The organism is Streptomyces sp. NBC_00461 (assembly GCF_036013935.1).
Taxonomy (GTDB): domain Bacteria; phylum Actinomycetota; class Actinomycetes; order Streptomycetales; family Streptomycetaceae; genus Streptomyces.
The window spans coordinates 1,695,974-1,719,620 of sequence record NZ_CP107902.1; the positions used below are offsets into that span (position 1 = coordinate 1,695,974).

The following is a 23,647-nucleotide window of genomic DNA, read 5'->3' on the forward strand; positions in this document are numbered from 1 at the left end:
GGTACAACAAGGGGCGGCTACGACGGCGACGCACGACCCGGAACGGGACACGGAACGGGAATCTTTACCGCCGACCGGACGTTGACCGGATGACGACGACAGCGACACCTGTCCTGTGGGCGACAAGCCCGGGAGGCACGATTCATGAGTGAGCGAGCTCTTCGCGGCACGCGCCTCGTGGTGACCAGCTACGAGACGGACCGCGGTATCGACCTGGCCCCGCGCCAGGCCGTGGAGTACGCATGCGAGAAGGGCCATCGCTTCGAGATGCCCTTCTCGGTCGAGGCGGAGATCCCGCCGGAGTGGGAGTGCAAGGTCTGCGGGGCCCAGGCACTCCTCGTTGACGGCGACGGCCCTGAGGAAAAGAAGGCCAAGCCCGCGCGTACACATTGGGACATGCTGATGGAGCGGCGCACCCGCGAGGAACTCGAAGAGGTCCTCGAGGAGCGCCTGGCCGTTCTCCGTTCGGGCGCGATGAACATCGCGGTCCACCCGAGGGACAGCCGCAAGTCGGCTTAGTTCCATCGGGGTCGAACGGACATACAACGCACACAAGCAAGTTGACTGCGGGCGCCTACGTGAATTCACGTAGGCGCCCGCAGTCGTGTGTTCGGTGCGTCGTGTGCCCGGTGCGTCTGAGCCCTGTACGTCGTGCGTCCGGCACGTCGTGCGTCCGGCACGTCGTGCATCCGGCACGTCGTGCATCCGGTGCTCGACCGTGCTCCACAGCCGATCGCCCTACGGTTTGCTCACCGGGTCAGCGGCGGCCGCGGCTCCTGCGGGGTGTCGTCGCCCGGCTCGTGCTGGATGACCTCGCCCTGGACGACCTTGCCGTCGGGGCGGTGGATACGGGCCTGCTGGAAGGCGTCACCGAAGCTGCCCGCACCGGCCTCACGCAGCTTGCGGTCGAGGGTGCGCTCGGTGAGGCGGCTCAGCGCCTTCTGAACCGGCGGGATCAGCAGGAGCAGGCCCACCGCGTCCGAGATCAGGCCCGGGATCATCAGGAGCAGGCCGCCGAGCATCAGCAGGCCGTTGCCCCCGCTCTGCTGCGGGGTGCCGCCGCGCTGCAACGCCTCGTTGAGGTTCTGGAAGGCGCGTCGGCCCGCCTTCTTGATCACCGCCGCGCCGAGCACGAAGCCCGCGAGCAGCAGCAGGAACACGACGAACCCGCTCGCCGCACCCGCGACCACGGTCAGCAGCCAGATCTCCAGCACCAGCCAGGCCGCGACGCCGAGCGGCAGGAACGTCCGCAGCCGGGAGCGGCGGGGCCGGGCGGGGTAGGTGGGGGTCGGTGCACCAGTCGTCATGCGTCCAGTGTGCCTGGGCCCGGCTCAGCGCGGGATAAGTGAATGATCAACGAGGCCTGTGAACCCCGTACGCGAGGCCTGTGCGGGCGGACGAGACGGCCGTCAGGACTTCTTGCCGCGGCCCGTGACCTTGCCGAGCCGCTCCCCCACGCCCCACGCCGTGACCCGCCACAGGGCCTCCACGAGGATGTCGCGGCTCATCTTGGAGTCGCCGAGTTCGCGCTCGACGAAGGTGATGGGCACCTCGACGACGTGATAGCCGGCCTTGACCGCGCGGCGGGCGAGGTCGACCTGGAAGCAGTAGCCCTGGGAGGCGACCTCGTCCAGGCCGAGACCTTCGAGGGTCTCGGCGCGGAAGGCGCGGTAGCCGCCGGTGATGTCCTTCAGGGGCAGGTCGAGGGCGAGGCGGGAGTAGAGGCTGCCGCCGCGGGAGATGACCTCGCGGCTCCTGGGCCAGTTCACGACCCGGCCGCCGGGTACCCAGCGGGAGCCCAGGACCAGGTCGGCGCCCTTGAGCGCGGTGAGCAGCCGGGGCAGTTCCTCGGGCTGGTGGGAGCCGTCGGCGTCCATCTCGACGAGCACGCCGTAGCCCTTTTCCAGGCCCCAGCGGAAGCCCGCGAGGTAGGCGGCGCCGAGGCCCTCCTTGCCCTTGCGGTGCAGGACCTGGACGTGGTCGTCCTCGACGGCGAGTTCGTCGGCGAGCTTGCCGGTGCCGTCGGGGCTGTTGTCGTCGGCCACGAGGACGTGCGCCTCGGGGACGGCCTTGCGTACCCGGCCGACGATGGACTTGATGTTCTCCGCCTCGTTGTAGGTCGGAATGATCACCAAGGCCGTGCCGAGCGGGCCGAACTGCCTCGCCTGGGCCTTTGCCCCGAGAGTCCCGTCGCCGTCGTTCACTACTGCCCCTTCATGTCCGTCCGCAGACGTCCACCATAGTGGCCACGGCCTGCGATGACGCGACAGCACGTTCGTATCGTGGTGTCGATTCCACAAGAGCGGGGTAAGAGCGCGCTTTCGGGCACTTTGGCGAACTACGGATGGGGGCCCGGCGCCCTTCGGGCCGACCTGGGACCCGCTGGCTGCGGATCGACCGAAAGCCGTTGTCTACTGAGCGCCCGGGCCCCACCCGGGTCACACCTCCCCGACCGGCCGGAACGTTCCCTCGTCGCGGCGCGGGCGCTGAGCCTGGCTCCCAGTGGCGGTGCCCCGGTGCGGCACACCGTCCTGACGCAGCGGCGCCGCGACGAGTGCGCGGAAGTTCCCCGGTCGGGCGTCCGGTGGTGGACTCGGCCGAACCTACCGGCCCCCTGCCATCGGCTGTCAACAGCCGTTTGACCTGCGGTTCTTTCGACAATGCCCTGGTCAGGCCGGAGGATACGCAGGTCGCGCGGCGCGGTGGCGGGCGGTGATCGGCGCCGCGCCACCCCGGGAGATCACTCGCCCGGCCCTACGAACACCGTACGTCCGCCAACCACGGTGCGCAGGCATACGGGGAGGTCGCGGCCCGGGGTGAGGTCGGGCAGGCCGGGGGTGCCGGAGCGGGGGTCGGTGGACCAGCGGGCGACCCGGTCGTCCGGGGCCTGGACCACGAGTTCGTCGGTGCGCCACACCGCGTAGTCGGCGGGTGCGCCCGGCACCAGGACACCCGCGTCGTCCCGGCCGATCGCCCGCCAGCCGCCGCGCGTATGGGCGGTGAACGCGGCACGCACGGAGACACGGTGCTCGGGCGTGCGGTGGAAGGCGGCGGCGCGGACCGTGCCCCACGGGTCGAGGGGCGTGACCGGGCTGTCGGAACCGAAGGCGAGCGGGACGCCGGCCCTGAGCAGGGCCGCGAAGGGGTTCAGGGTGCGGGCCCGGTCGGCGCCCAGGCGCTGGGCGTACATACCGTCCTCGCCGCCCCACAGCGCGTCGAAGGCGGGCTGGACGGAGGCTGTCAGGCCCAGCTCCGCGAAGGCCGCGATCGTCTCCGGGGTGAGCATCTCGGCGTGTTCGACGCGGTGGCGGGCGGCGCGGACGCGGGCCGGGCCGACCTTCTCGGCGGCGGCGCGCACGCCCTCGACCACCGCGGTCACGGCGGCGTCACCGATCGCGTGGAAGCCCGCCTGGAGGCCCGCCTCGGTGCACGCCGTGACGTGCGCGGCGACGGCGTCGGCATCGAGGTAGGCGGTGCCGGAGTGCCCGGCGTCGCTGTACGGCGTGTGCAGGCACGCGGTGTGCGAGCCGAGCGCGCCGTCGACGAAGAGGTCCCCGGCGGCGCCGGCCGCGCCCAGCTCGCGCACCTTGTCCACGTCCTGCTCGGCCCAGTACCCGATGACTCGAGGGCCCAGCCCCGCTGCGGCCAGGCGCAGAAGATCCGTGAAGTCGTCCTCCGAGGAGATGTCCGGCCCGGCGCATTCGTGGACCGAGCCGATGCCGAGGGAGGCGGCGTGCGCGAGGGCGGTGCGCTGGGCCTCGGCGCGCTGGGCCGGCGTCACGGCTGCGAACGCGGCGGCGCGTACGGCGTGATGGGCGCCGGCTGTCAGCGGGGCGTCCGGTGTGCCGGGTCCCGTGCCGAGTGCGGGGGCCATGTCGAGCAGGGCCGTGGTGACGACGGCCGAGTGGACGTCGATGCGGGAGAGGTAGAGCGGGCGGCCTGCGGCCGCCTCGTCCAGTTCCGCGCGGGTCGGGGGGCGGCCGCCGGGCCAGCGGGCGGCGTCCCAGCCGTGCCCGAGCAGCACCTTGTCCTGCGGGCGGGCCGTGGCGAAGTCCCGTACGAGGGTGAGGGCCGCATCCAGGGAGGGTGCGTCGGACAGGTCGAGGCCGGTGAGCGCGAGGCCGGTGGAGGTGGTGTGCACATGGGCGTCGGTGAACGCGGGGGTGACGAGGGCGCCGTCCAGGTCGACCACCTCGTCGACGCCGTCCGCGAAGGCGTCCGCGGCGCCCTCGGAGCCGACCCAGGCGACCTGGCCGCGCTCCACGACCATCGCGGTCGCGAAGGGGTCGGCGGGGCTGTGGACCTCTCCGCGGCGGAGCAGGACGGTCTTCGGGTCGGGGGTGCGCTCACTCATGGGGAACAGTCTCGCGCCTCACCGAGGCAGCCCTGCACGCAGGTGTGTCAGATCCGCGGCGGCCGGGCCTCGTACGGTGTCGAAAGGACCACCGTCGTCCGCGTGGAGACGCCGGCCAGGCTCCGCACCCGCGCCAGCAGTTCCTCCAGTTCGTGCGGGGTCGCCACCCGCACCTTGAGGATGTAGTTCTCGTCGCCCGCGACGCTGTGGCAGGCCTCGATCTCCGGTACCCCGGCCAGGCGCTCCGCGATGTCGTCGGGGGCGCTGGGGTCGAACGGTTTGACCGAGATGAACGCGGTCATGGGCAGACCGACGGCCTCGGGGTCGACCACCGCGGCATAGCCGCGGATGACGCCACGCTGTTCCAGCCGGCGCACCCGCTGGTGCACGGCCGACGTGGACAGGCCCGTGGCCTTGCCCAGGTCTGTGTAGCTCATCCGCCCGTCCTTGACGAGCAGCTGCACGATTTGACGGTCCAGCTCCTCCATGGCGCAAGAACCTACAGTGCTCCTGATCTCCTCGGATACCTGAGCAGCCCAGGTCATACCCGGTTTGTGATGTGGCCGGGAGCGGTCCGTGTGCCGTCCGGGGGACAAAACGTCCACCATCGGCATCTGCGGCGGGCATGTGACGAACGCCACACCAGTCGAGACGTCTCCGTGATGGTCTCGCGATTACCGCCGTGAGCGGGCGGGAAGTGCTTGCTGTGGTCGAGGCCGCAGTGCCTTACGGCCCAGCCCGAGGGGGAGTTAATCCATGCAGAGTCTTAAGCGCCCTGGTCGTACCGCGCCCAAGCGGCTCCAGGCAGTTGTCGAGCCCGAGCCGGAGGGCGTCGAACCCGACGCCTTCGAGGACGAATTCGACGCCTACGACACCTTCGAGATGTACCGGGTGATCTGCCCGGACTGCGTGCAGCCCATCGCCCTGCTCGCGGACGAGGAGGTCCTCCCGGAGCACGCGCTGTGTGCCTCGCCGTGGAACCCGTTCGGCCTCACGGTCTGCGACGGCACCGGCCGCCGGGCAGCCGAGGCCCGGTCCGCGGACGAGTCGGCGGAGCCCCAGGAGCAGGGCACGGCACTGCTGTTGACGCTCCCTCAGGGGCTTGACTGGCGGACGCAGCCGTTCTCGCATGTCGGCGGCCCGGGCTCGCGCCCGATGAGGGTCCCCGTCATACGGCGCCACGCCGCCTGAGCAACCTTCACCCGGCTCGGTTCAAGGCATCGCCCGATCCCAGTAGCTGCCCTGCACCATGGCCCGCAGGCTGCCGTGGTGCAGGATCAGTGTGTCCGGATCCGGCGGGACGGCGGCCTCACCGAAGCGCACCTGCCGGTAGGCGATACGCAGCATGACGATCGCGTGCCGCAGGGCGGCGTACAGGGTGTGGAAGTCCATGTCGCGCGGTGCGTGGCCGGTGAGTTCGGCATAGCGTGCCTCGACCCGGTCGCGGCGCAGGAAGTCCGGGAGGCCGGGCTGTCCGAAGGTGACCGTCAGGTCGTGGAAGAAGCGGTGCAGGTACACGGTCCAGCCGAGGTCGACCTCGCGCGGGGCCAGGGCCGCCATCTCCCAGTCGAGGACGGCCGCGGGTTCGAAGCCGTCGTAGACGACGTTCCCGATGCGCGCGTCGCCCCAGGTGAGGACCGGTGCGCCCGGGTCGTGGGGCCAGAGCTCCGCCAGCCGGTCGAAGGCGGCCTCGATGAGGGGTGAGCGGGCGCGTCCGTCGACGACCCATTCGTAGTAGGCGTGTTGGGCGCTGACATGGCGGCGCAGGGCGTCGCCCTCGCCCGGCAACGCGAGGAACTCGGCCTCCTCCGGCGGCACTTGGTCGTGCAATAGGGCCAGGATCCCGACCGAGGCCGCCTCCAGGTGCTCGCGCTCGGCGTCGCTCGCCGCGTGCAGCCAGTTGCCCTCGTAGGTGTAGGGCATCACGTCGGGCGGCACGCGCCCCTCGACGCGCTCCATCACGAAGAACGGCGCTCCGAGCGGGCCGGGGTCCTCCTCCAGCCACAGCACCTTCGGCACGGGCAGGTCCGAGTGCTCCGCCACGACGCGCATCGTGCGGTACTGGCGCGGCATGTCGTACACCGGGAAGACGGTGTACGCCGCCGGGTCCGCCGCCAGTCTCAACGCGCAGGCCCGCACTGGTGGTTCTGGGTGCTCGATGTCGAAGAGCAGGGTCTCGCTGGACATGCCGTTGGACTCGGGGACGGTGATCCCGACCGCCTTGGCGCCGGGCAGGCGGCTGCCGAGCCAGCTCGTGAGACGGCGGGCGATGTCCTCGGGGTCGCGGGTGCTGGTACGAGGGCGGGGTGCCGCGGCCATGTCACAAACCCCCTATGGCGCTACCGAGTTGAAGTCCGTGAACCCGCTCGGATCGTGCCGGCCGAACGAGCCGTGCTCGAAGATGCCGTGCCCGACCCGGCCGTCCAGACGGAAGCGGGCGGCATGGTCGGTGACCCCGTAGGCGGCCAGGGCGTGCGGCTGCGACAGGTCGTAGGTGCGCCGGTCCGTCCAGCCGCGGCCGCGCCAGGTGCCGTGCTGCCAGTCGTCGGCGGGCGGGTAACCGGCCCCGATCGCGAGCGGGGAGGAGGTGAGGATCTCGACCTCCAGCTCCTGCGGCTTGCGGACGTCGCCCAGGTGGATGAGGGCGCGGTCGGGGTGACGGGTACCGGTGCGGTAGGTGATCTCGGGCTGGGGCCAGCCGAGTTGGCGGTCGCGGTGGCCGGGGTGGACGAGCGTGGCGTCGTTCAGGGAGCGGTACCCGTCCGCGTCCTCCTGGACGATCACCATCAGGAAGCGGTCCTCGAAGCGCACCGGGCACCACAGCCAGTGGAAGCCCTCGGTCGGGTGCTCCTCGGCCGACCGTCCGCCCTCCTCCCCCGGTATCGGCCGCACACCCCAGCTGCGGTCGCGGGTCCCGGTCCACTCGGTGGCCGTGACCCGGAACTCCTCACCGCCGGCGCGCACGACTCCCTCCACACCGCCCGCCTGGACGAAGCGGCGCCCTTCGATGGTGAGCCGGTCGCCGCGGCGCTGGAGGTGGTGGGGTTCCCACAGGGCGGGGAATTCGGCGGTCCAGGTGAGGTCGTACGACAACGACTCGTCGTCCGACACCAGCCGCAGCCGGCGCAGCGGCTCCTCGGCCTCGATCCTGAGCGGGCCGACGGCGAGCCGCATGCGATCGTCGCCGAGGGCGTCGGAGGCCCGTACGGCGTGCAGCGTGTCCCCGGTCCGCAGGGTCGCGTACGCGTCGATCACACCGACGTTCGGATAGACGCCCAGGCCCACGATGAGCAGCGCGCGCCCCTCGTGGTCGAGGACGTGGAAGATGCAGCGGTCGTAGGCGTTCCGGTCCCCGGTCGCCAGGTGCTTCATGGACAGGGGCACCTGGTGGACGGGGTACTCGTCGAGCGGTACGGGGCGGTCGTCAGCCACGCCAAACCTCCCTGGAGACGGCTGGGCTGACGGTACGTCAGACAGCTGGCGGTGGCCAGAGGGGGCGTCGGACGTCCGCGAACTCACGGTCGATTTCGCGGGTGGGTGACCTGTCCGCCTAGCTCCGCGTTGCCCTGGTATGACCCCCACCTACACCGCGCTTGGGCGTCAGCGCCTCGCGTTCGTCCCGCCGCCCGCAGGAACGGTTCCGCCTGCGCCGCAGCTCCAGGACCCGCCGATCTACCGCGATCTGCTGCGCATCTGGGCCGACCGGGGCCGCACCCTGCCGGGCCGCCACGACCCGGAGTGGGTCAGGCTGGCGGCCCCGCAGGTCGCACCGGGACAGTTCAGCGGGTTTCAGGACCCGCGAGGTGACGGGCGATGACCATCCGCTGAATCTGGTTGGTGCCTTCGACGATCTGCAGGACCTTGGCCTCGCGCATATGGCGCTCGACCGGGAAGTCCGCGGTGTAGCCGTATCCGCCGAGGACCTGGACGGCGTCCGTGGTCACCTTCATCGCGGTGTCCGTACAGTGCAGCTTGGCCATGGCCGCCTGCTTGGCGAACGGCCGCCCCGCGTCACGCAGCCGCGCCGCGGCCAGATACAGCGCCCGGCCCGCCTCGATCTGGGTCGCCATGTCGGCGAGCATGAAGCGCAGCCCCTGGAAGTCGGCGATGGGCCGCCCGAACTGCTGCCGCCCGGTGGCGTACGCGACCGCCTCGTCGAGTGCCGCCTGGGCGAGGCCGATCGCGCAGGCCGCGATGCCGAGGCGGCCGGAGTCGAGCGCGGACAGGGCGATCGCGAAGCCCTGCCCCTCCTCGCCGATGCGCCGCTCGTCCGGCACGCGCACACCGTCGAAGTGGACCTGCGCGGTCGGTGAGCCCTTCATGCCCATCTTCTTCTCGGGCACCGCCCCACTCAGCCCATCGGCGTCGCCGGGGACCAGGAAGGCGGTGATGCCACGGGGGCCCTCCTCGCCGGTGCGGGCCATGACGGTGTAGAAGTCGGCGATGCCGCCGTGTGTGATCCAGGCCTTGGTGCCGGTGATCACCCACTCCTCGCCCTCGCGCACGGCCTTCGTCCGCAGGGACGCGGCGTCGGATCCGGAGGACGGCTCGGACAGGCAGTAGGCACCCAGCAGGCCGCCGCCGAGCATCGCGGGCAGGTGCTCGACCTGCTGCTGCTTGGATCCGTAGGCGGCGAGCGCGTACGAGGCGAGGGTGTGCACGCTGACGCCGAGGCCCACGGTGAGGCGGGCCGCCGCGAGCTCTTCGAGCACCTGGAGGTAGACCTCGTAGGGCTGGTCACCACCGCCGTACTCGGAGTCGTAGGGCAGGCCGAGCAGACCGGCCTCCGAGAGCAGCGTGAAGACCTCGCGCGGGAACCGTCCGGCGTCCTCCTCCTCGGCCGCCTTCGGCGCGATCTCCCGCTGGGCGATGTCACGGACAAGCGAGATCAGATCCCGGGCCTCGTCTGTGGGCAGTTGACGGTCCACCGGCTGCGCGGCGCGGTCGGGCATGGCGACGCTCTCCTCCCTGTTCGGGCACATCGGCGATGCGCGCCCTGGGTGGGGGCGGCTCCGCCGGGTCGTACTGACGCCTGGCCGATGCTCGCTCTCCCGGGTCTCGGAAGCTGCTGACCAGCGGCTGTGCGCTGTGAGTATGCCCGATCGGAGGCATCACGTCACCAGTTAACGACCGCTCACTTCAAGAATATCCCGACCCACCGGAAAGCCCTCGCGAATCCTTGGGAAATTGGTCCGCACCATTGACCGCACTGGTCTAGTCCTCCTACTGTTCCTGACCAACGCTTTACCGCGTTCATGCCAATCGGCGCGCGTTCCCCTCTCCCCCACGAGGAGACACCCGATGCACATTCCGCACCGTCCCCGCGCCTCGTTCCGGGCGCTCGTCTCCGCCGCGTGTTGCGCGGTCCTCGGCGCCGGGCTGCTGGCCGGCGCGGGCACCGCCGCCGCCGAACAGTCGTCCCGGCAGGCCGCCGGGTCCAAGGTCGTCGGCTACTTCACCGAATGGGGCACCTACGACCGCAAGTACTACGTCAAGAACGTCGAGACGTCCGGTTCGGCGGCCAGGCTCACACACATCAACTACGCCTTCGGCAACGTCACCGGCGGCAAGTGCGCGATGGGCGACTCCTACGCCGCGACCGACCGCGCCTACACCGCGGCGGAATCGGTGGACGGGGTCGCCGACACCTGGGACCAGCCGCTGCGCGGCAACTTCAACCAGCTCCTGAAGCTCAAGAAGAAGCACCCGGGTCTCAAGGTCCTGTGGTCCTTCGGCGGTTGGACCTGGTCGGGCGGCTTCGGCGAGGCCGCGAAGAACCCCGCCGCCTTCGCCCAGTCCTGCTACGACCTGGTGAAGAACTCCAAGTGGGCGGGCGTCTTCGACGGCATCGACATCGACTGGGAGTACCCGAACGCCTGCGGCAACACCTGCGACACCAGCGGCAAGGAGGCCTTCAAGAACCTGATGGCGGCGCTGCGTTCGAAGTTCGGCAGCAGCGCGCTGGTCACCGCGGCGATCACCGCGGACGCCACCAGCGGCGGCAAGATCGACGCGGCGAACTACGCGGGGGCGGCACAGTACGTCGACTGGTACAACCCGATGACGTACGACTACTTCGGCGCCTGGGACTCGGCCGGCCCGACGGCCCCGCACTCGCCGCTGAACTCCTACTCCGGCATACCGAAGGCCGGCTTCCACACCTCGGCGACCATCGCCAAGCTCAAGGGCCTCGGCATCCCGGCCTCGAAGCTGTTGCTCGGGATCGGTTTCTACGGCCGCGGGTGGACCGGTGTCACACAGGCGGCGCCCGGCGGCACGGCCACCGGCCCGGCCGCGGGGACGTACGAGCAGGGCATCGACGACTACAAGGTGCTCAAGTCCAAGTGCCCGGCGACCGGCACGGTGGGCGGCACCGCGTACGCCAAGTGCGGGAGCGACTGGTGGAGTTACGACACGCCGTCGACCATCGGCACGAAGATGACGTACAAGAACCAGCAAGGTCTGGGCGGCACGTTCTTCTGGGAGCTGAGCGGGGACACCGCGAACGGTGAGCTGATCAAGTCGATCAACTGACCTCGGGAGTACGGTGGTCGGGGCGGGGGCGCGGGAGCCTCCGCCCCTCGCTCATGCGCCCCGGCGGGCGGGGACGGGAGTGGGGTAGGCCGGGTCCATCTCCTCGATGGCCCGCATGGTGCCGCCAAGCGTCTTGACCAGGAGCTCGCGCAGCTGGTCGCGGGAGAGCTGGGGGCGGTCGATCCAGTCGAGGGTGGCGCCCTCGACGCTGCACACCCAGGAGAACAGGCCCATGCGGGCGAGCGGGGCGATGTCCGTGCGGCCGTACGCCCCTTCGGCGACGGTCGCGACGATCGCCTCGCGCACCCCGTCCCGGATGGCGTGCACCTCGGCGTCGAAGCCGACACCACCGCTGACGATCGCGCGGAAGGCGGCCTGGTTGTGCTCGGCGTAGCGCAGATAACCGTCCATGGTGCGGTGGACCCGGTCCACCTGCTCCAGTTCCAGACCGCTGGCCGCGTAGGTGATCAGGTCGTCGACGGAGTCGTGGATGATCGCCAGGTAGTAGCCGCGCTTGGACTGGAAGTAGTAGTAGATCAGCCCCTTGGCGACGCGTGCCTGCCGTGCGATGTCATCCATCGAGAGCGCGTCGTACGAGGTGTCGGCAAACAACTTCCGCCCGATGGTGATGAGTTCGGCGCGGCGCGCCAGCGAGCGCTCGGTGCCGCGCGCCCGGGGGCGGTTGGTCTCGCTCTGTTGGCTGATCTTCAATTTCGACCCTGGTCTCCAGCGGGCGGCGGGACATCCGCAGTATGTCAGAACAACCATGCCCACTCGTTCGAGTCTGATCGACTGTGGTGGGTGCAGCGGGAGCCGGGCCGGTACGGGTCAGATCACAGCAGGCCGAGCTGGGCGACGAGCATCGCAACGACCACGACGAGGGCCCAGCCCATGACGTGCTCGAGGATCTTCGGGCCCTCGTCCTTGGGGCCGCCGGTGCGGGTGCGGGCGGCGGTCGCTGAGTGTGCGGTCATGGCATCTCGCTGAGGTCGGACGGGCGGTGGACTCCCCCTACGGCTTTGTCCACCTTGCCACCTGGAACGGCTTTTGCGGCAGAGACGTTGGTCACAGGCGAAAGGCCCCGGTTTCCCGGGGCCTTCGCACGGTCCGGGACGGCTCAGCGCACGCCGACCGCCGCCAGCGCCTTGCGCTGGTGTGCCGTGGGACGCGCCGGGAAGTACAGGTAGCAGACGCCGCCGGTGCCGGAGACGACCTTGCCGGTGGCGTTGTAGCGCTTGGTGCGCAGCCAGATGTTCTCCCACTCGCGCCGCTTGTAGACGCGCCGCACGGCGGAGTCGTCCTGCGAGGCCGGGTCGTTCGCGATCACATCGCCCTCGGCGGTGAACCCTATGACGGTCATCAGATGCCCCGAGGTGCCGTAACCCGCCCCCGTCAGCTCCTCCTTGAGGAACGACTGGGACGTTATGGCCGGGATACCGGCCGCGATCAGCGTCTCCAGGTCGGTGAGCGAGCCCAGCCGGGTGACCACGCCCTGCAGACCCTTGTACGTGGCCGCGTAGGCAGCGTTGAACGGCCAGTTGCCGCAGCCCTCGTACTGGTAGTCGTAGGTGAAGCGGGCGGCCTGGCACACCTGCGGGTCGGCGAACGCCGGGTCCACCCAGGCCAGTTGCTCGGGGCTGAGCCGGCCGCCCCAGTACTCGATGATCATCTGCGAGGAGGTGGGGCTGCACCAGGCCTCGCCGCCGTTGTCGTACTCGGGGTACTGGCCCTTGTGGATCTCCTGCGAGTAGCGCGGGACGGCCAGCTCCTTGGCGAGACCGGGCGTGGAGGCCGGGACCGTGAAGCGGTCCGGGACGTCCGAGCCCATCGCGCCCACGCGCCACACGGTGGGGGTGAGCTTGGTGCCGGGCCTGCGGTGGAGGGTGAGGCGCAGACGGTACGAGACCAGACGCAGGCCGGTCGTCGCGTCGTCGATGGCGAAGGTGTCCGTCCAGATGGTGCTCTTGCTGTCGGTCTGGCCGTCGACCGAGGTCCGCTTGATGTCCTGGTCGCCGGCCGCCCAGCGGCCCATCACGTACCAAGGGGTCTCGGTGCCGTCGGAGTAGGTGCCGTGCAGCTCGATCTGGAGCCAGGTGCCGGCCGGGGTGTGCGCGTTCCACGAGGCGATGACCTCGGTGGCGGGGACGCGGAGCCGGTGGACGGGGGACGTCCAGGTCGCGTACTCCCAGGCAGCCGTCGTGCCGGTGTGCGGGTCGGTGTAGTCGGTCGTGCCGGCGGGGGTGGCGATCACCACGCCGGGCCGGGCGCCCACGACGGTACGGGTGCCCTTCGCGGTGCCGGCGCGCCAGTCGGGAACCCTGGTCCAGGCGTGGTGGTCGACGGGGCCCGCCGGGGACCTCGCGGCCTGGGCCACGCCGGCGGTGACCATGGGGGCCACCACTGACGCGGCGACCGCGGCGGCCAGGACGTTTCTGCGGGACGGCTGTTCGGCTCTGCCCATGGGCGGAACGACCCCCAAGTGTCCGAGTCGGGACGGATGCAAAGGCACTCCTGCGCCGCACGTGGTGCAGCGCAGGACGCCAACTATGGCCGCAGGCGGTACGTCCTGCCAGCACTTCGGCCCATGCCACGCCCACGAATATTGGTCTCCACCAGTGGCATGACCTGCTGCGCGATCCGGCCCGGCGCACGGTGGGGTGCGCCGGGCCCGGGACTCAGATCAGGTCCATCGCCGCGACCTCGTCGGGGCGGCCGTAGCTGACCGGCCCCTGGAAGCGGCGGCGGGCGGTGGCGAACCACCAGACCGTGGCGACGACCAGCACGACGGCGAGGGCGATCGGCGCGTAGTTGAAGGAGTCGACGGTGATCGGTGAGGCCTGCGGGAGCATGAACAGGACGCTGCTGAGCAGGATCCAGGCCACCGCGACCACGCCGACGGGTCGGCTCCAGCGGCCCAGGTGCCACGGTCCCGGCTGGAACTCCGCGCCCAGGCTCAGCCTGAGCAGGATCGGCACGCCGTAGGCGAGGAAGAGTCCGACGACGTTGACGCTGACGATGGCGGTGAACGCCGTGTGCGACCACCAGCCGGGCAGGACGAGGGCCAGCGAGCAGCCGACCGCCAGCCAGACCGCCTTGACGGGGGTGCGGGTGCGCGGCGAGACCGAGTGCCACAGGCGGGAACCGGGCATGGCGCCGTCGCGGGAGAAGGCGAAGATCTGCCGGGTGTTGCTGGTGAGATTGGCGAGACCGCAGAAGAGCATCGCGCCGATCACGATCAGCAGGAGCACCTTGGCCGTGCCCAGGCCGAGTCCGTCGATGAGAATCTGGACGGGCGGAGCGGATGCGCTCGCCACATGGTCGTAGTCGTGAATGCTGTAGACCAGTGCGAGCATCAGGATCAGTCCGGTGATCGCCGAGTAGCCGATCGCGCGGGTGATCCCCTTCGGGGCGTTCACCGTGGCCCGCACCGTTTCCTCGGACATGTGGAAGCTGCCGTCGAAGCCGGTGAAGGTCCAGCTGGTGACGAGCAGGCCGAGCATCCCGCCGTAAAGCCCGTTGGTGAAACCGGTGTTGTTCGCGAAATGCGTGACGAAGGACGCCGACTGATGCTGGTCGGGTCCGACGGTCAGGGCGCCCACGATCACCACGAGCCCGACCAGCAGCCACCACACGGAGATCCGGTTGAGGAGCGCGACCAGCTGGATGGTGTAGGTGTTGGCGAACCCCTGCAGCACGATCAGCAGCGCCGTGATCAGCACCGTCTGGTGCGCGGTCGGCACGTACGAGGACCACTGCAGGGCGATGAAGGCCTGGATGAAGGTGGCCGCCGCGTAGCCGGTGGCGGCCGTGCCGCCGATCTGACCCACGAAGTTCAGCCAGCCCGTGTACCAGGACCAGGCTCCCTTGTGCCGTTTGGCGAGTTTACCCGCGGAGAAATAGAGCGCGCCGCTCGTGGGATAGGCGGAGGCGACTTCGGCCATGGCGATACCGACGAAGAGCACCATGATGGAAACGCCTATCCAGCCGAACACAAGAATGCGGGGACCACCGGCGTTCATGCCGAATCCGAAGCTGGAGAAAATGCCCGAGATGATGTTGATGATGGTGAAGGAGATGGCGAAATTGTCGAAGGCCTTGAAGCGGCGCGTGAGTTTTCTCGGGTAACCCATCGCGTGCAGGGTGGCGTCGTCGTCGAGCGCCTTCCGTTCTGCTGTTCGTTCTGACATCTGCCGGGCCTTTCTCTCTATGGGGGGACAGGGAGACCGCAGGTGCGACGAGCCCGGGACAGCTGGTCGGCCGGCTCCCCGAAGGCCGACCAGGGCATGCGCGAGGCGTACGGTCCCATCGCCGCGAAGACCGCCCGCGCCTCGAACTCGCGCTTGCCCATGACCAGGGCGTGTGCGAGATAGGCCAGGTCGAGCACCGGCGTGTAGCGGTAGCCCGCCACCGTGGGCAGCCAGTTCTGGTAGATCGCGAGGGCGGTGGAGCGCCACTGCGGCTGCTCCCAGACGCGGTCGGCGAGCAGCTGGGTCGGGTTGTAGCTCTCGACGAGGGAGACGAGCGGCAGCAGTCGCAGCGGGGAGTCGGCGGGGGCGCGCTGGCCGAGGAAGGCGGCGACGTCCCAGGCGGCGTTCACCGAGCCGCCGTGGCGGGTGAAGAAGCAGGCCAGGAAGCGGTGGTGGGCCTCGCGGTGCCACGGGTCGAGGGACAGCACGTGCGCGAACAGCCGCCATGGCCCGGGCGGTGCGGTGAGCAGCCCCCGCGGGGCGGGGTCGTTCAGCCGGTGCAGTCTGGCCATGGCCAGCCGGGCCGCCCAGGGCGTGGGATCGGCCGGGTTCGCGGCGGCCGCCCGGTCGCAGGCCGCGAGCGCGATCCGCTCCAGGGCCCCGGCCCGCTCGTCTTGCGCGTCGGCCGCGCCCAGCGCCCGCAGCACCGCCACCCGCGCCCACAGCAGCGCGGCCTCGGGCGTCGGCTCCTCGGCCAGCCAGTGCTCGGCGAGATCGGAGTCCGCGGCCTCCGAGGCGAGGACCAGGGAGCGGTGGGAGCGCAGCCCGAAGTCGTCGCGGGTTTCGGTGAGAGCTTCGTGTGCGCTCCGATAGCGGCCCGCGCGGATGTCGACGCATACGCTCGCGAGCAAGCGGTCGTCGGCCGCCGGATGCCAAACATACTGCCCTTCGAATAACCCCGCGGCCATCTGCTCCCGTCTCCCCGTACGACGTCGCACACTTGTGCACCTGGCACCCTACTCAGCCCAGAGCGCAACCGGAACGCTGTTTTCGAGAAGGCGTGTCGAGGTTTCGGCGCGGGAATAACACTGGCTCGCAGCCAGCCAACGACTAGTTCAATGCGACACTATTTTCCGGGCCCCATACGCGGACCCCATACACGGCCCCGATACGGCCCCCATACGCCCCGATTTCACCCACCACTAGAATGTTCCCGCCGAATATGCCCACCCGCGCCGCACAAGGAAACGACCATTCAAGACCTCGCCTCCCGGCTCCGCCGCCTGCCGCCGTCCTGCGGCCCGGTCCGCCTGATCGGCGTCGACGGACACGCCGGCTCCGGAAAGTCCACGTTCGCCGGGCAGTTGGCCCGGGCGCTGGACGGGGCGCCCGTGCTGCACCTCGACGACATCGCCAGCCACGACGAGTTGTTCGAGTGGAGCGGGCGCCTGCTGACCGAGGTGATCGAACCGCTGGGCCGCGGCGAGAGCGCCCACTACTCCGTCTACGACTGGCACACCCGCCGCTTCGGACCGCCCCGCACGCTGCCGCCCGCACCGGTGATCCTCGTCGAGGGTGTCGGCGCCGGCCGCCGCGCACTGCGCCCGCATCTCGCGGCCCTCCTGTGGATGGAGTTGCCGCACGAGGAGTCCTGGGCGCGCGGACAGCAGCGTGACGGGGAGGAGCAGAGGGAGTTCTGGGCCGGGTGGGTCAGGGCAGAACGACGGCACTTCGCCGAGGATCCCTCGCGACCGTTCGCGGACCTTCTGGTGCGGCAGTCGAAGGAGGGGTACGAGGTGCTGCCGGGGCCTGCGACGACGGTTGGACCGGACCAGAAAATCACGCACGGTGACGGACCAACGGCAGTGTGCTGAACTCGTGAAGACCGCCTCCGGAGAACTTCCCGGAGTGCCTCAACTCGGCTTGACCGACGAGCCGTACAGGACTTACGTTCTGAATGTGCGGCCGTTCGAAGCCGCCCGCAGTCGCGAAGCCCCCGGTTGTTCCCCCGTGATCGGGGGCTTCGTTCTGCCCTCACCCCACTTTTCCGGACGCCGCGCGGCGGATTTTGCTCACCCACGGTCACCGTCCGAAGTGCGCCCCGTCTGCTCCCACCTCGCCAAACGGCCTGTGCGGCACCCTTCGGCGGGTGACACCTGCGCAGGTACGATGCCCTCGGTGCGACCTTCGGACGGCTGCGCGCACCGCAACTCCGGTCCGCGCTACGGCGGTTCGATCTAGGAGGCCGACGGCGACGGTCCGGCGGTCAACCGACGGGGGCACGGTTTGTGGGGGACGTGATGGATTTCGGCATGCAGGGCCCCGAGGCCCCGGCCGACCTCGCCTGGCTGCGAGGTGTGGATGCCTACACGATGGGCGCCTATCCGCAGGCGGAGGAGGAGTTCCGGGCCGCGGTCCGGATGGATCCCGGGATGGCCGACGGCTGGCTCGGACTGCACGCGCTGCGCGTCGACACGACGACCGCGCTGTTACGGATGTTCCGGCACCGGGACCGCTTCGGGGAACAGCGCGCCCGGCACCGCCGGGCCCTCAACTCCTGGTACTGGCTGGGCTGGTGGGTGCAGCCCGTGCTGGAGAGCCCGCGTGATCTGCTGCTCGCGCACGCCTCGCACTGGCTGGACGGCCGCCATGTTCCCGAGCTGGACCGGGCGCTCGCGGCCCTGCCGCCCGTGGACACCGACCCGCAGGTCCGCTTTCTGCACGCCTGCCGCGCCTATCTCGTCAAGGACTGGGACCAGCTCGTCCGCCACACCGACCCGCTGATCGACGACGCCCTGCTCGGCATCGAGGCGGGCCTGTTCGGCGGCATGGCACGGGTCCGCCTGGAGATGTACGGACAGGCCGAACCCCTTCTGTCCACAGCCCTGATGCGCTGCCGCAGCGAGCAGCCGCAACGCAAGGAACTGCGCTACTGGCTCGCGCGGGCCCACGAGGGCACCGGCCGCTCGGCCGCCGCCCTCCCCCTCTACCGCGCCGTGCACCGCGTCGACCCCGCCTTCATGGACACCTCGGCCCGGCTCGCGGCGATCTCGGAGGGCGACGGGTACGACGAGTCCACCGACCTCGCGGCGATCACGCTCTCCGGCGGCCAGGACGCGCTGGAGGGCCCCGACACCCTGGACCCGCTGTTCGGCGCCGAGGGCCGGGACCTGAGGTTCTCCGAGTCCGACCTGCCGCCGGTGGGCTCGCTGCCGTCGGCGATCGACCCTTCGGCGCGCCACAAGGCCGTCGGCCCTGCCGGGTCCCCGCTGCCCGCCGGACCCACCGACCCGGACCTGCTCGAAGAGGCGCTCGCCGAGCTGGAGCGCATGGTGGGCCTGGAGCCGGTGAAGCGCCAAGTCAAGGCGCTTTCCGCTCAGTTGAACATGGCGCGGCTGCGCACGGGCCAGGGACTGCCGGTGCAGCCGCCCAAGCGGCACTTCGTCTTCTCCGGCCCCTCGGGCACCGGCAAGACCACGGTGGCCCGCATCCTGGGCCGTGTCTTCTACGCCCTCGGACTGCTCGGCGGCGACCACCTCGTGGAGGCCCAGCGGGCCGACCTGGTCGGCGAGTACCTGGGCCAGACAGCCGTGAAGGCCAACGAGCTGATCGACTCCGCGATCGGCGGTGTGCTCTTCGTCGACGAGGCCTACTCGCTCTCCAACTCCGGCTACGGCAAGGGCGACGCGTACGGCGACGAGGCGTTGCAGGTGCTGCTGAAGCGGGCCGAGGACAACCGCGACCACCTGGTCGTCATCCTGGCCGGCTACCCGGAGGGCATGGACCGTCTGCTGGCCGCCAATCCCGGCCTCTCCTCCCGCTTCACCACCCGCGTCGACTTCCCGTCGTACCGGCCCCTCGAACTCACCTCGATCGGTGAGGTGCTGGCCGCCGAGAACGGCGACGTGTGGGACGAGGAGGCCCTGGACGAGCTGCGCTCGATCGCCGGGCACGTGGTGGACCAGGCGTGGATCGACGAGCTCGGCAACGGCCGGTTCCTGCGGACGCTGTACGAGAAGAGCTGCGCTTACCGGGATCTGCGGTTGTCGACGTATCCGGGGCTGCTGTCCCGGGACGACTTGTCGACACTGCGGCTGCCGGATCTGATGCAGGCGTACGGGGAAGTGTTGTCCGGGCGGGGGCCGCAGGATCCGTCGGGGTTGTGAGCCGCGCCCACTGACTCGGTCGCTTCTGAGGTCTTGCCGAGCGGGTCCGTTGTGGCTGGTCGCGCCCACGCGGCGGAGCCGCAGATCGATACAGCCCCGCGCCCCTTTCGGGGCACGGGGCCACCGTGTCAGCCCGCCAAGGCCTGTTCCGGCTCCCCACTGGCCCGCGGCTCGGTCACCTTCACCTCCGGCACCTCCCGGTGGGCGGGGTCGGTGACCTCACCGACCAGGAGCTCCAGTACGTCCTCCAGGGCGACCAGGCCGAGCACCTTGCCGGACGCGTCGGCCACCTGGGCCAGGTGCGTGGCGGCGCGGCGCATGACCGTCAGGGCGTCGTCCAGGGGGAGTTCGGAGCGCAGCGTCGTCATGGGGCGCCACAGCTGCTGCGGCACCGCCCGGTCCGAGTCCTCCAGGTCCAGTACGTCCTTCACGTGCAGATAGCCCATGAAGGCGCCGTTCTCCGCGGCGATCGGGAAGCGCGAGTAACCGGTGCGGGCGGTGAGCTCGACGATCCGGCCCGGCGTCACCGACGGCGCGACCGTCACCAGGGACTCCCGCCCCAGGAGCACGTCCGTCACCGGGCGGGAGCCCAGTTCCAGCGCGTCCTCCAGGCGTTCCTGCTCCTCGGGGCCGAGCAGGCCCGCCTGGCCGGCGTCCTCCACCAGGCGGTTGAGCTGTTCGCTGGTGAAGACCGCCTCGACCTCGTCCTTCGGCTCGACCCTGAAGAGCCGCAGGATGCCCTGGGCACAGGCACCGAGGGCGATGGTGATCGGCTTGCAGAGGCGGGCGAAGGCGACCAGGCCCGGCGCGAGCCACACCGCGGCCTTCTCCGGGGCCGCCATCGCGAGGTTCTTCGGGACCATCTCGCCGATGACGAGGTGGAAGAAGACTACGGCGGCGAGCGCGATGACGTATCCCAGCGGGTGGATCATCCCGTCCGGGAGGTGGACCCATGCGAAGACCGGTTCCAGCAGGTGCGCGACGGTCGGCTCGGCGACCGCTCCCAGGGTCAGCGAGCAGACCGTGATGCCGAACTGGGCCGCGGCCATCATCTGCGGCAGCCGCTCCAGGCCGTAGAGGACCTGGCGGGCCCGGGCGGTGCCGAGCGGTTCGATCTGGCTGCGGCGGACCGACACGAGGGCGAACTCGGCGCCGACGAAGAAGCCGTTGGCGAGGACGAGCAACCCGGCGAACAGGAGTTGGATCACGCTCATCGGGTGACCTCCACGACCGGTCCGGTCCGCACCAGGCGGACACGCTCGGCGCGGTAGTGCCCCACACGGCGCACGGTCAGCCGCCAGCCGGGCAGTTCCGCCCTGTCGCCGACGGCCGGGATCCGGCCGAGCCGGTCGGCGACCAGCCCGGCGACGGTCTCGTACGGCCCCTCGGGCACGTCGAGACCTATGCGCTGCAGGATGTCGACGCGGCAGCTGCCGTCGGCATCCCAGGAGGGCCTGCCGTCCTCCGGCGGGGCGGCGGCGAGTTCGGGCACGTCCTGCCCGTCGTGCTCGTCGCGGACCTCGCCGACGATCTCCTCGACGATGTCCTCCAGGGTCACCACGCCCGCCGTGCCGCCGTACTCGTCGACGACGACCGCGATGGGCTGCTCGCTGCGCAGCTGGGCGAGGAGGGGCTGGACCGGCAGGGTCTCGGGGACCAGCAGCGCCGGGCGGGCGATACGGCCGACGGGGGTACGCAGGCGGTCGTGGACCGGGACGGCCAGCGCGTCCTTGAGGTGGACCATGCCGACGATTTCGTCGATCCGCTCCTTGTAGACCGGGAAGCGGGACAGGCCGGTGGCGCGGGTGAGGTTGACCACGTCCTCGGCGGTGGCCGTCGACTGCAGCGCACTCACCTTCACGCGCGGGGTCATGACGTGCTGCGCGGTCAGCTCGGCGAGCGACAGCGTGCGTACGAAGAGGTCGGCCGTGTCCTGTTCCAGGGCGCCGGCCTGCGCGGAGTGCCGGGCCAGCGAGACGAGTTCGCCGGGGGTACGGGCTGAGGCCAGCCCCTCGGCGGGCTCCACGCCCATGGCTCGGACCAGGCGGTTGGCGACCGCGTTCAACGCTGCGATGACCGGTCGGAACAGGAGGGCGAACCTGTGCTGCGGGCCGGCGACGAAGCGCGCGACCTGCATCGGCTTGGACACCGCCCAGTTCTTGGGCACGAGTTCGCCGATGACCATCTGCACGGCGGAGGCCAGCAGCATGCCGACGACCACCGCGACGCCGGAGACGGCGCCCTCGGGGATGCCGATCGCGCTGAACGGGCCGTGCAGCAGCTGCGCGAGCGCGGGCTCGGCGAGCATGCCGACGACGAGGGAGGTGATGGTGATGCCGAGCTGGGTGCCGGAGAGCTGGAAGGACAGCTCCCTGAGCGACTCGGCGACCCTGAGGGCCCGTTTGTCGCCTTCGGCTGCGGCCTTCTCGGCGTCCGTCGACTCGACCGTGACCAGGCCGAACTCGGCGGCCACGAAGAAGCCGTTGGCCAGGATCAGCAGGAGGGCCGCTCCAAGGAGCAGCAGGGGGGTGGTCATGATGCCGCCGCCTCGATGGGTCGTGAGGTGGCGGCGCAGGTACTACAGGACGATCCGTCCATCGCTGGAGGGAGTCACTCCTCGGGTAGCAGGGGGCCTCTGAGGACCGGCGGAAGACCGGCGGGGACATCAGCGGCGGAGGCGCAACGAAAACGCCTCCGCCAACAGATTAATCAAGACATGGGTCTCTACGGCAGATCCCTCGTCGAGCGGGACTCGGCGAGGGCACGCAGGGCGCGTGCGTCGGCGATGGCACGCTCCTTGGCGATGCCCGGCTGGATGCCGAGCGCGGGCAGGCTGGTGCCGTCGCTGAGGTCGAGGAAAACCCAGGGATCGCCGGGGCGCAGGTTCACATGGAGGATCTCGGCCCACTCCAGGTGCCGCCGGGAGGCGATGTTGACGACGGTGACACCTCTCTCGTCGGCGACGACCCGCACCCGGGCGAGCAGGGCCAGCACCCCGAACAGGATCGCCCCCGTGAAGACGAAACTGAGCTTCTCGCCGGGGCTGAGCTGCTCCAGGAGCAACGCGACGGTCGTGATCACCACGAAGATCGCGGCGCCGCTCGTGAGCAGGACGACCCGGGTGCGGCCCGGCCGGAACGTGACGGGGAGGGTAGGCAGATCGGACATCTTCCGGTGTCTCTCGGTCGCCGTCCGTCAGAGACGGCAGGCGTGGATGGCCGTGGTCAGGATGGCCCGCGCGCCGATGTCGTACAGGTCGTCCATGATCCGCTGGGCTTCCTTGGCCGGGACCATCGCACGGACGGCGACCCAGCCCTCGTTGTGCAGCGGGGAGACGGTCGGCGACTCAAGGCCCGGGGTCAGCGCGACGGCCTTCTCCAGCTGCTCGACGCGGCAGTCGTAGTCCATCATCACGTACGTCCGCGCCACCAGGACGCCCTGCAGACGGCGCAGGAACTGCTGAACCTTTGGCTCGGCAGCCTCCTCGCCGTCGGCGCCGGTGCGGCGGATGACGACGGCCTCGGACTTCATGATCGGCTCGCCGAAGACCTCCAGGCCGGCGTTGCGCAGGCTGGTGCCGGTCTCGACGACATCGGCGATGACCTCGGCGACGCCCAGCTCGATGGCGGTCTCGACCGCGCCGTCCAGGTGGACGACGGAGGCGTCGACGCCGCTGTCGGCGAGGTGCTTGGCGACGATGCCCTCGTAGGAGGTGGCGACCGTCTTGCCCGTCAGGTCCTCGATGCCGTTCGCGGTGCCCGGCTTGGACGCGAAGCGGAAGGTGGAGCGGGCGAAGCCCAGCGGGAGGATCACCTCGGCGTTGGCGCCGGAGTCGACCAGCAGGTCGCGGCCGGTGATGCCGATGTCGAGGCGGCCGGAGGAGACGTAGATCGCGATGTCGCGGGGGCGGAGGTAGAAGAACTCGACCTCGTTGGTCGGGTCGACGATCCGCAGCTCCTTGGACTCACGGCGCTGCTGGTAGCCGGCCTCATGCAGCATCTCCGCCGCAGGGCCTGACAGGGAACCCTTGTTGGGGACGGCGATGCGCAGCATGAGGTCGGCTTCCTTTGTTCGTTCGTACGGGATGGGGTGCGCGTGCGGCTCAGAGGTGGGCGTAGACGTCGTCCAGGGAGATCCCGCGGGCGACCATCATCACCTGTACGTGGTAGAGCAGCTGCGAGATCTCCTCGGCGGCCGCTTCCTTGCCCTCGTACTCGGCGGCCATCCAGACCTCGGCGGCCTCTTCGACTACCTTCTTGCCGATGGCATGGACGCCCTTGCCGACCAGTTCTGCGGTGCGGGAAGTGGCGGGGTCGCCGTGGGCGGCCTTCTGCTGGAGCTCGGTGAAGAGCTCCTCGAACGTCTTATTGGACATGGTGGCGCTCACTTTACGCGGTGTGCCGACC

23 protein-coding genes are annotated in these 23,647 nt (G+C 70.4%); 6 read left to right on the plus strand and 17 right to left on the minus strand.

Features of this window, described 5'->3' with window-relative positions; translation table 11 throughout:
• Window positions 1-144 precede the first annotated feature (144 nt).
• A complete protein-coding gene (locus OG870_RS08225; protein WP_003977404.1) occupies window positions 145-519 on the plus strand; it encodes an RNA polymerase-binding protein RbpA in 375 nt (124 codons plus the stop codon).
• A gap of 230 nt (window positions 520-749) precedes the next feature.
• Here OG870_RS08225 and fxsA read toward each other — a convergent pair whose 3' ends face one another.
• The 4 genes from fxsA to OG870_RS08245 form a co-directional block, all read right to left on the minus strand.
• The gene (fxsA, locus tag OG870_RS08230; RefSeq protein WP_266586086.1) at window positions 750-1,307 is read right to left on the minus strand and encodes an FxsA family membrane protein; all 558 of its coding nucleotides are present in this window, start codon (window positions 1,305-1,307) and stop codon (window positions 750-752) included.
• 102 nt (window positions 1,308-1,409) lie between these two features.
• Entirely contained in the window at window positions 1,410-2,204 is a 795-nt protein-coding gene (locus tag OG870_RS08235) for a polyprenol monophosphomannose synthase (RefSeq protein ID WP_266530713.1), read from the minus strand.
• 536 nt (window positions 2,205-2,740) lie between these two features.
• Window positions 2,741-4,354: an amidohydrolase gene (locus OG870_RS08240; RefSeq protein ID WP_266586084.1), complete on the minus strand. Its 1,614-nt coding sequence runs from the start codon at window positions 4,352-4,354 to the stop codon at window positions 2,741-2,743.
• 47 nt (window positions 4,355-4,401) lie between these two features.
• A complete protein-coding gene (locus OG870_RS08245; protein WP_039932055.1) occupies window positions 4,402-4,842 on the minus strand; it encodes an Lrp/AsnC family transcriptional regulator in 441 nt (146 codons plus the stop codon).
• 268 nt (window positions 4,843-5,110) lie between these two features.
• Between OG870_RS08245 and OG870_RS08250 the strand changes: the two genes are divergently transcribed.
• A complete protein-coding gene (locus OG870_RS08250; protein WP_266530720.1) occupies window positions 5,111-5,545 on the plus strand; it encodes a hypothetical protein in 435 nt (144 codons plus the stop codon).
• 21 nt (window positions 5,546-5,566) lie between these two features.
• Here the strand turns inward: OG870_RS08250 and OG870_RS08255 are convergent, their stop codons facing one another.
• Window positions 5,567-6,673: a phosphotransferase family protein gene (locus OG870_RS08255; protein WP_266586080.1), complete on the minus strand. Its 1,107-nt coding sequence runs from the start codon at window positions 6,671-6,673 to the stop codon at window positions 5,567-5,569.
• A 12-nt stretch (window positions 6,674-6,685) separates the two neighbouring features.
• Window positions 6,686-7,786, minus strand: a complete 1,101-nt coding sequence (locus OG870_RS08260) for a hypothetical protein (protein ID WP_266586078.1) — start codon at window positions 7,784-7,786, stop codon at window positions 6,686-6,688.
• A gap of 139 nt (window positions 7,787-7,925) precedes the next feature.
• Here OG870_RS08260 and OG870_RS48130 point away from each other — a divergent pair, with 139 nt between their 5' ends.
• The gene (locus OG870_RS48130) at window positions 7,926-8,171 is read left to right on the plus strand and encodes a hypothetical protein (protein WP_266586076.1); all 246 of its coding nucleotides are present in this window, start codon (window positions 7,926-7,928) and stop codon (window positions 8,169-8,171) included.
• Here OG870_RS48130 and OG870_RS08265 read toward each other — a convergent pair.
• A complete protein-coding gene (locus OG870_RS08265) occupies window positions 8,134-9,306 on the minus strand; it encodes an acyl-CoA dehydrogenase (RefSeq protein WP_266530725.1) in 1,173 nt (390 codons plus the stop codon). The two genes, OG870_RS48130 and OG870_RS08265, sit on opposite strands and share 38 nt — an antisense overlap.
• Before the next feature lie 349 nt (window positions 9,307-9,655).
• Here OG870_RS08265 and OG870_RS08270 point away from each other — a divergent pair, with 349 nt between their 5' ends.
• Window positions 9,656-10,888 (plus strand): glycoside hydrolase family 18 protein, encoded by a 1,233-nt coding sequence (locus OG870_RS08270; RefSeq protein WP_266923413.1) that lies wholly within the window; start codon window positions 9,656-9,658, stop codon window positions 10,886-10,888.
• A 51-nt stretch (window positions 10,889-10,939) separates the two neighbouring features.
• On the opposite strand, the gene OG870_RS08275 is transcribed toward OG870_RS08270, so the two are convergent.
• From OG870_RS08275 to OG870_RS08295, 5 genes are all read right to left on the minus strand, one after another.
• Window positions 10,940-11,599 (minus strand): TetR/AcrR family transcriptional regulator, encoded by a 660-nt coding sequence (locus OG870_RS08275; protein WP_266530729.1) that lies wholly within the window; start codon window positions 11,597-11,599, stop codon window positions 10,940-10,942.
• Between the two features lie 122 nt (window positions 11,600-11,721).
• Complete coding sequence (locus OG870_RS08280) at window positions 11,722-11,862, minus strand: SCO1431 family membrane protein (protein WP_266586070.1); 141 nt, start codon at window positions 11,860-11,862, stop codon at window positions 11,722-11,724.
• A gap of 143 nt (window positions 11,863-12,005) precedes the next feature.
• On the minus strand, window positions 12,006-13,349 hold the full coding sequence (locus OG870_RS08285) for a peptidase C39 family protein (RefSeq protein ID WP_327690793.1): 1,344 nt from the start codon (window positions 13,347-13,349) through the stop codon (window positions 12,006-12,008).
• Window positions 13,350-13,563: 214 nt separating this feature from the next.
• Window positions 13,564-15,075 (minus strand): amino acid permease, encoded by a 1,512-nt coding sequence (locus OG870_RS08290; protein ID WP_327690794.1) that lies wholly within the window; start codon window positions 15,073-15,075, stop codon window positions 13,564-13,566.
• 17 nt (window positions 15,076-15,092) lie between these two features.
• Window positions 15,093-16,043, minus strand: coding sequence for a hypothetical protein (locus OG870_RS08295; protein WP_266586064.1), 951 nt, complete (start codon window positions 16,041-16,043; stop codon window positions 15,093-15,095).
• Between the two features lie 285 nt (window positions 16,044-16,328).
• Between OG870_RS08295 and OG870_RS08300 the strand changes: the two genes are divergently transcribed.
• On the plus strand, window positions 16,329-16,949 hold the full coding sequence (locus OG870_RS08300) for a uridine kinase family protein (protein WP_266588518.1): 621 nt from the start codon (window positions 16,329-16,331) through the stop codon (window positions 16,947-16,949).
• Between the two features lie 426 nt (window positions 16,950-17,375).
• The gene (locus tag OG870_RS08305) at window positions 17,376-19,241 is read left to right on the plus strand and encodes an AAA family ATPase (RefSeq protein ID WP_266841438.1); all 1,866 of its coding nucleotides are present in this window, start codon (window positions 17,376-17,378) and stop codon (window positions 19,239-19,241) included.
• 128 nt (window positions 19,242-19,369) lie between these two features.
• On the opposite strand, the gene OG870_RS08310 is transcribed toward OG870_RS08305, so the two are convergent.
• The 5 genes from OG870_RS08310 to OG870_RS08330 all read right to left on the minus strand — a co-directional run bounded on the left by OG870_RS08310 (window position 19,370) and on the right by OG870_RS08330 (window position 23,616).
• Complete coding sequence (locus OG870_RS08310) at window positions 19,370-20,455, minus strand: hemolysin family protein (RefSeq protein ID WP_266586060.1); 1,086 nt, start codon at window positions 20,453-20,455, stop codon at window positions 19,370-19,372.
• Window positions 20,452-21,777, minus strand: a complete 1,326-nt coding sequence (locus tag OG870_RS08315; protein WP_266530742.1) for a hemolysin family protein — start codon at window positions 21,775-21,777, stop codon at window positions 20,452-20,454. The genes OG870_RS08310 and OG870_RS08315 overlap by 4 nt, the downstream gene beginning before the upstream one ends.
• 188 nt (window positions 21,778-21,965) lie before the next feature.
• Complete coding sequence (locus OG870_RS08320) at window positions 21,966-22,409, minus strand: PH domain-containing protein (protein ID WP_266530744.1); 444 nt, start codon at window positions 22,407-22,409, stop codon at window positions 21,966-21,968.
• A 27-nt stretch (window positions 22,410-22,436) separates the two neighbouring features.
• On the minus strand, window positions 22,437-23,294 hold the full coding sequence (hisG, locus tag OG870_RS08325) for an ATP phosphoribosyltransferase (RefSeq protein WP_266530746.1): 858 nt from the start codon (window positions 23,292-23,294) through the stop codon (window positions 22,437-22,439).
• A 49-nt stretch (window positions 23,295-23,343) separates the two neighbouring features.
• Window positions 23,344-23,616 (minus strand): phosphoribosyl-ATP diphosphatase, encoded by a 273-nt coding sequence (locus OG870_RS08330; RefSeq protein ID WP_266530748.1) that lies wholly within the window; start codon window positions 23,614-23,616, stop codon window positions 23,344-23,346.
• Between the last annotated feature and the right edge of the window lie 31 nt (window positions 23,617-23,647).

Excerpts from the sequence above, each read along its gene's own strand:
- OG870_RS08240 (WP_266586084.1), bottom strand. The coding sequence starts at position 4,354 with ATGAGTGAGCGCACCCCCGACCCGAAGACCGTCCTGCTCCGCCGCGGA.
- OG870_RS08290 (WP_327690794.1), bottom strand. The coding sequence starts at position 15,075 with ATGTCAGAACGAACAGCAGAACGGAAGGCGCTCGACGACGACGCCACC.
- OG870_RS48130 (WP_266586076.1), top strand. The coding sequence starts at position 7,926 with ATGACCCCCACCTACACCGCGCTTGGGCGTCAGCGCCTCGCGTTCGTC.
- OG870_RS08255 (WP_266586080.1), bottom strand. The coding sequence starts at position 6,673 with ATGGCCGCGGCACCCCGCCCTCGTACCAGCACCCGCGACCCCGAGGAC.
- OG870_RS08330 (WP_266530748.1), bottom strand. The coding sequence starts at position 23,616 with ATGTCCAATAAGACGTTCGAGGAGCTCTTCACCGAGCTCCAGCAGAAG.
- OG870_RS08280 (WP_266586070.1), bottom strand. The coding sequence starts at position 11,862 with ATGACCGCACACTCAGCGACCGCCGCCCGCACCCGCACCGGCGGCCCC.
- OG870_RS08265 (WP_266530725.1), bottom strand. The coding sequence starts at position 9,306 with ATGCCCGACCGCGCCGCGCAGCCGGTGGACCGTCAACTGCCCACAGAC.
- OG870_RS08310 (WP_266586060.1), bottom strand. The coding sequence starts at position 20,455 with ATGAGCGTGATCCAACTCCTGTTCGCCGGGTTGCTCGTCCTCGCCAAC.
- OG870_RS08225 (WP_003977404.1), top strand. The coding sequence starts at position 145 with ATGAGTGAGCGAGCTCTTCGCGGCACGCGCCTCGTGGTGACCAGCTAC.
- OG870_RS08285 (WP_327690793.1), bottom strand. The coding sequence starts at position 13,349 with ATGGGCAGAGCCGAACAGCCGTCCCGCAGAAACGTCCTGGCCGCCGCG.
- OG870_RS08320 (WP_266530744.1), bottom strand. The coding sequence starts at position 22,409 with ATGTCCGATCTGCCTACCCTCCCCGTCACGTTCCGGCCGGGCCGCACC.
- hisG (WP_266530746.1), bottom strand. The coding sequence starts at position 23,294 with ATGCTGCGCATCGCCGTCCCCAACAAGGGTTCCCTGTCAGGCCCTGCG.
- OG870_RS08270 (WP_266923413.1), top strand. The coding sequence starts at position 9,656 with ATGCACATTCCGCACCGTCCCCGCGCCTCGTTCCGGGCGCTCGTCTCC.
- OG870_RS08305 (WP_266841438.1), top strand. The coding sequence starts at position 17,376 with ATGGATTTCGGCATGCAGGGCCCCGAGGCCCCGGCCGACCTCGCCTGG.
- OG870_RS08245 (WP_039932055.1), bottom strand. The coding sequence starts at position 4,842 with ATGGAGGAGCTGGACCGTCAAATCGTGCAGCTGCTCGTCAAGGACGGG.
- OG870_RS08315 (WP_266530742.1), bottom strand. The coding sequence starts at position 21,777 with ATGACCACCCCCCTGCTGCTCCTTGGAGCGGCCCTCCTGCTGATCCTG.
- fxsA (WP_266586086.1), bottom strand. The coding sequence starts at position 1,307 with ATGACGACTGGTGCACCGACCCCCACCTACCCCGCCCGGCCCCGCCGC.
- OG870_RS08295 (WP_266586064.1), bottom strand. The coding sequence starts at position 16,043 with ATGGCCGCGGGGTTATTCGAAGGGCAGTATGTTTGGCATCCGGCGGCC.
- OG870_RS08250 (WP_266530720.1), top strand. The coding sequence starts at position 5,111 with ATGCAGAGTCTTAAGCGCCCTGGTCGTACCGCGCCCAAGCGGCTCCAG.